The sequence below is a fragment of the Moorena sp. SIO4A5 genome (assembly GCF_010672005.1).
In the GTDB taxonomy this organism is placed as follows: domain Bacteria; phylum Cyanobacteriota; class Cyanobacteriia; order Cyanobacteriales; family Coleofasciculaceae; genus Moorena.
Map to the genome: position 1 here is coordinate 1 of NZ_JAAHHZ010000464.1, position 3785 is coordinate 3785.

Sequence of the window (3785 nt, forward strand, 5' to 3'; positions counted from 1 at the left end):
CCCAAGGGTTTTGGTAAAGCTGTCTGGGAATATGGGTAGGATAATGGGCAACACTGTGATGCTGCATCCAATGAAGCACACGACTCATGTGGTAAGTCATGGAATCCCAGGTGTTGGGAGGCGCAACCATAGCAGTTAAGCCTACGATAGCGACCAGAAATCCTATACCTCCAAGTAAGACCAGTAAAAAACCAGAGATTTGGTCATTCCCATGTTGTGAATCCTCGGTGCGGGTGACTCGTTCTGGTTTAACAGTCCGCAAGTAAGCAACAATCAACGTCAGACTCAGTAAACCCCAGATTCCTGCTATCCAACCCCAAGTAATTAACTTAAATAAACTTAAAACTTCAGTGATAAAGGTTAACAAGACTCCCCAGGTAATAGCTGCCCACAATAGGGAACTACGCCAGCAATAATTGTAACGATAAATGAAGAGAAATAAAACAGTGAAGGTAATCAGAGGGAGCAAAGCCAACATAGTTATTCAAAGGGAATAGGGAATAGGGAATAGGGAATAGGGAGTTCATGTAGGGTGGGCAGTGTATCAGAGGTTGTCTGAGAAGTCTCATTTGCTACATCCAAGCCCCCGTGGGTCCCCCAATTTTGGGGGACTTTTAGAAGCAAATTGACTCTTATTCCCCCCAAAGTTGGGGGGCTAGGGGGGCAAAATTCAGTATCAAAAAACTTGGGAGATATCCTCTCAGACCGATTCCGAAGTTTGTAATAGGGTTGCTCGGCACTGCCCACCATCGGATTATGACTGCCCACCATCAGATTATGACTAACGAAAAAGATTGTATTTTAAGATACAAAATATTGCCCTAAACCCATCCCTCCAGCCAATTTTTTTCCCTTCTTCGTAAGTGCGACCATAGTAAGATATTCCTACTTCATAGATACGGCATTTCTTTTTGGCAACCTTAGCAGTAATTTCCGGTTCAAAGCCAAACCGAGATTCTTCGATTTTGATAGATTGGATAAGTTCACGCCGGAATGCCTTATAGCAGGTTTCCATATCGGTAAGGTTAATATTGGTAAACATATTGGAGAGCATGGTTAAAAATTTATTCCCCACCATATGCCAGTAATACACTACCCGATGAGGACCACCACCAGCGAAACGGGAGCCATAAACCACATCCGCTTTGCCATCAACAATTGGCTGCATTAACAACGGATATTCCTGGGGATCATACTCTAAATCAGCGTCTTGAACGATTACGATATCTCCAGTAGCCAAGCCAAAGCCCGTCCGTAACGCAGCTCCTTTACCCCGATTCTTGTGATGATAGACCACATGGTCAATGTGGGATTCCAGTGATGACTCTAAAATCTCTCTAGTGCCATCGGTTGAGTAGTCATCAACAACAATAATTTCACACTCTTTAACGGGAGATGCTTTAACAGCTTCAATCACCGTGGCAATTGTGTTGACTTCGTTAAAACAAGGTATGATAACACTTAGCTTCATAAGCTTAGACCTTAATAATAAGCAAATAATTTGATTAGCTTAAAACTTTACATAATCTTTACATAATCCCAGCTGAATCTCCCTAGGTTTTGGTTAAGTATAGAATTTGAGCCACTAAACACTTCACCAAAGATTTACATAACCTTAGTTGCATAAAGTTATGGGAAGAAGTTTCCCCGTGATTAGATGGGATTTATCCCTAAAATTCATCACAACAGCAGGATTTATAGACAAGTTTGAGGTTTACTACTTGACACCCTGAATAAATTAGTATAATTCTACTGTAGGATTATAAATATATCAACTAAATAGAGCAACATAGAGCAACATAGAGCAACATAGAGCAACTACTAAACCATTACGCTCAAGGCTGATTGGGTAGTCGTTGCTGATTAGTCATTAGTATTTGGACTAATGACTGATAATTAATGACTAATAACTAAACTAATGACTAATGCAATAAGCTTGGTACCATGCTTAGATTAAAGAGCCTAGAGATTAAGTACTAAAACCCAAAACCCAAAACCCAAAACCTAACACCTAACATCTAACACCATTAACCTAAAAAAATCCCATCATCCTAGAGAGTATGTCTTTGGATACCAGTAATGACTACACAAAACCAGAAGAATCTGACCTTGGTGATTCTTCCTTATCCTTGGTAATTCCCACCTATAACGAGAGTAGAAATATCGGGGAGCTAATTAGAATCCTGAGCAATTTGCTCGATGAAGCAATACCAAACCAATACGAACTGATTGTAGTAGATGACGATAGTCCCGATCGTACCTGGGAAATCGCCCAGGCTCTAATCTCGGACTATCCACAGTTACAGGTAATTCGCCGTCAGCATGAAAGGGGGTTATCTACAGCAGTTATTCACGGGTGGAAGGCAGGTAGTGGAAAAATTTTGGGGGTAATTGATGGGGATTTACAGCATCCACCAGAGATATTATTAAAACTTTTGGTAGCAATGGAGGATGGAGCCGATATCGCCATTGCCAGTCGTCATGTAGACGATGGTGGTGTTAGTGATTGGAGTGTAGTGAGGCGTTTCTTATCCAGAGGTGCTCAACTTTTAGGATTATCGATTTTACCAGAAGTTATCGGTCGTGTTTCTGACCCGATGAGCGGTTATTTTATGGTACGCCGTAGTGCCATTAATGAAAAAGACCTCAATCCTCTGGGTTACAAGATTCTAATTGAAGTACTAGCTAGGGGAAAAATTCGTCAGATTGCAGAAGTTGGCTATGTATTTCAAGAGAGACTCTCAGGAGAGAGCAAAGTTACCTGGAAACAGTATTTAGACTATATTAGACACTTACTCCGGTTAAGGTTTTCTCTCGGAACCATTGGTCAACTTAGAAAACGCATTCCCTTCCCTTTAAAGCGGTTTATTCGTTTTGGCTTAGTGGGATTCAGTGGGGTATTTGTGGATATGACTGTGCTTTACTTACTCCATGACCCTGCTAGTTTGGGTTGGGGACTCACCCGCAGTAAAATTATTGCTGCTGAAGCGGCCATTATGAATAACTTTATTTGGAATGATGCCTGGACATTTAGGGATATAGCGAGTCAGCAGTGGGGATGGGGTAAGCGCTTGAAACGGTTTTTGAAGTTTAACCTGGTCTGTTTGATCGGTTTGTGCCTAAATGTGCTGTTGTTGAATCTGTTGTTTAATCTCCTGGGAATTAACTATCTGATTGCAAATGCTATTGCGATCGCAGCAGTTACTTTCTGGAATTTCTGGATTAATCTAAAACTCAACTGGCGAGTGACGCAAAAATAACGATAACCGCTTGACTGTTGACTGTTGACCGTTGACTGTTGACCGTCAACAGCAAAGGGTTTTAGGGAGTAGGGAGTAGGGAGTAGGGAGTAGGGAGTAGGGAGTAGGGAGTAGGGGTAATAAAATTGAATGTACTACATAACAATCAATATCATCTATGGTAAACCTCTATGGTAAACAAATTGCAGCAAACTCGTAGATTTACCTCAACTTGGTTAGGGGTTTTACTTGTTATCCTGTTGATGCTAGGGATAGTGTTTAGATTCGTCAATCTTGACCAAAAAATATACTGGATTGATGAAACCTTTACCTCGCTACGGATTTCTGGTTATCGATTGTCAGACATGATACCAGAAATTTCCAAGGGGGATGCGATCGCTATTAAAGAATTACATAAATATCAGCAGACAAATCCAGAAAAAAATCTGATTGGTACGATTAAGGGATTGGCCTTTGAAGAACCTCAACATCCCCCATTATATTACGTAATGGCGCGATTTTGGGCGCAGTTATTTGGGAATTCAA

2 protein-coding genes and 2 pseudogenes are annotated in these 3785 nt (G+C 41.1%); 2 read left to right on the forward strand and 2 right to left on the reverse strand.

The annotated features are described in order from the left end of the window. Together F6K57_RS39285 and F6K57_RS39290 are read right to left on the reverse strand one after the other, a co-directional pair. Positions 1–478, reverse strand: a pseudogene (locus tag F6K57_RS39285) (hypothetical protein); the annotation flags it as partial. 303 nt (positions 479–781) lie between these two features. Continuing rightward, positions 782–1471: a glycosyltransferase family 2 protein gene (locus F6K57_RS39290; RefSeq protein ID WP_293074137.1), complete on the reverse strand. Its 690-nt coding sequence runs from the start codon at positions 1469–1471 to the stop codon at positions 782–784. 589 nt (positions 1472–2060) lie between these two features. On the opposite strand from F6K57_RS39290, the gene F6K57_RS39295 reads away from it, so the two are divergent. Beyond that, positions 2061–3260 (forward strand): glycosyltransferase, encoded by a 1200-nt coding sequence (locus tag F6K57_RS39295; protein ID WP_293052836.1) that lies wholly within the window; start codon positions 2061–2063, stop codon positions 3258–3260. A gap of 170 nt (positions 3261–3430) precedes the next feature. Next, positions 3431–3785 (forward strand): annotated as a pseudogene (locus tag F6K57_RS39300) (hypothetical protein); the annotation flags it as partial.

Bases quoted from the DNA above. Each gene is read 5' to 3' on its own strand.
- F6K57_RS39290 (WP_293074137.1), bottom strand. From the start codon at position 1,471: ATGAAGCTAAGTGTTATCATACCTTGTTTTAACGAAGTCAACACAATT.
- F6K57_RS39295 (WP_293052836.1), top strand. From the start codon at position 2,061: ATGTCTTTGGATACCAGTAATGACTACACAAAACCAGAAGAATCTGAC.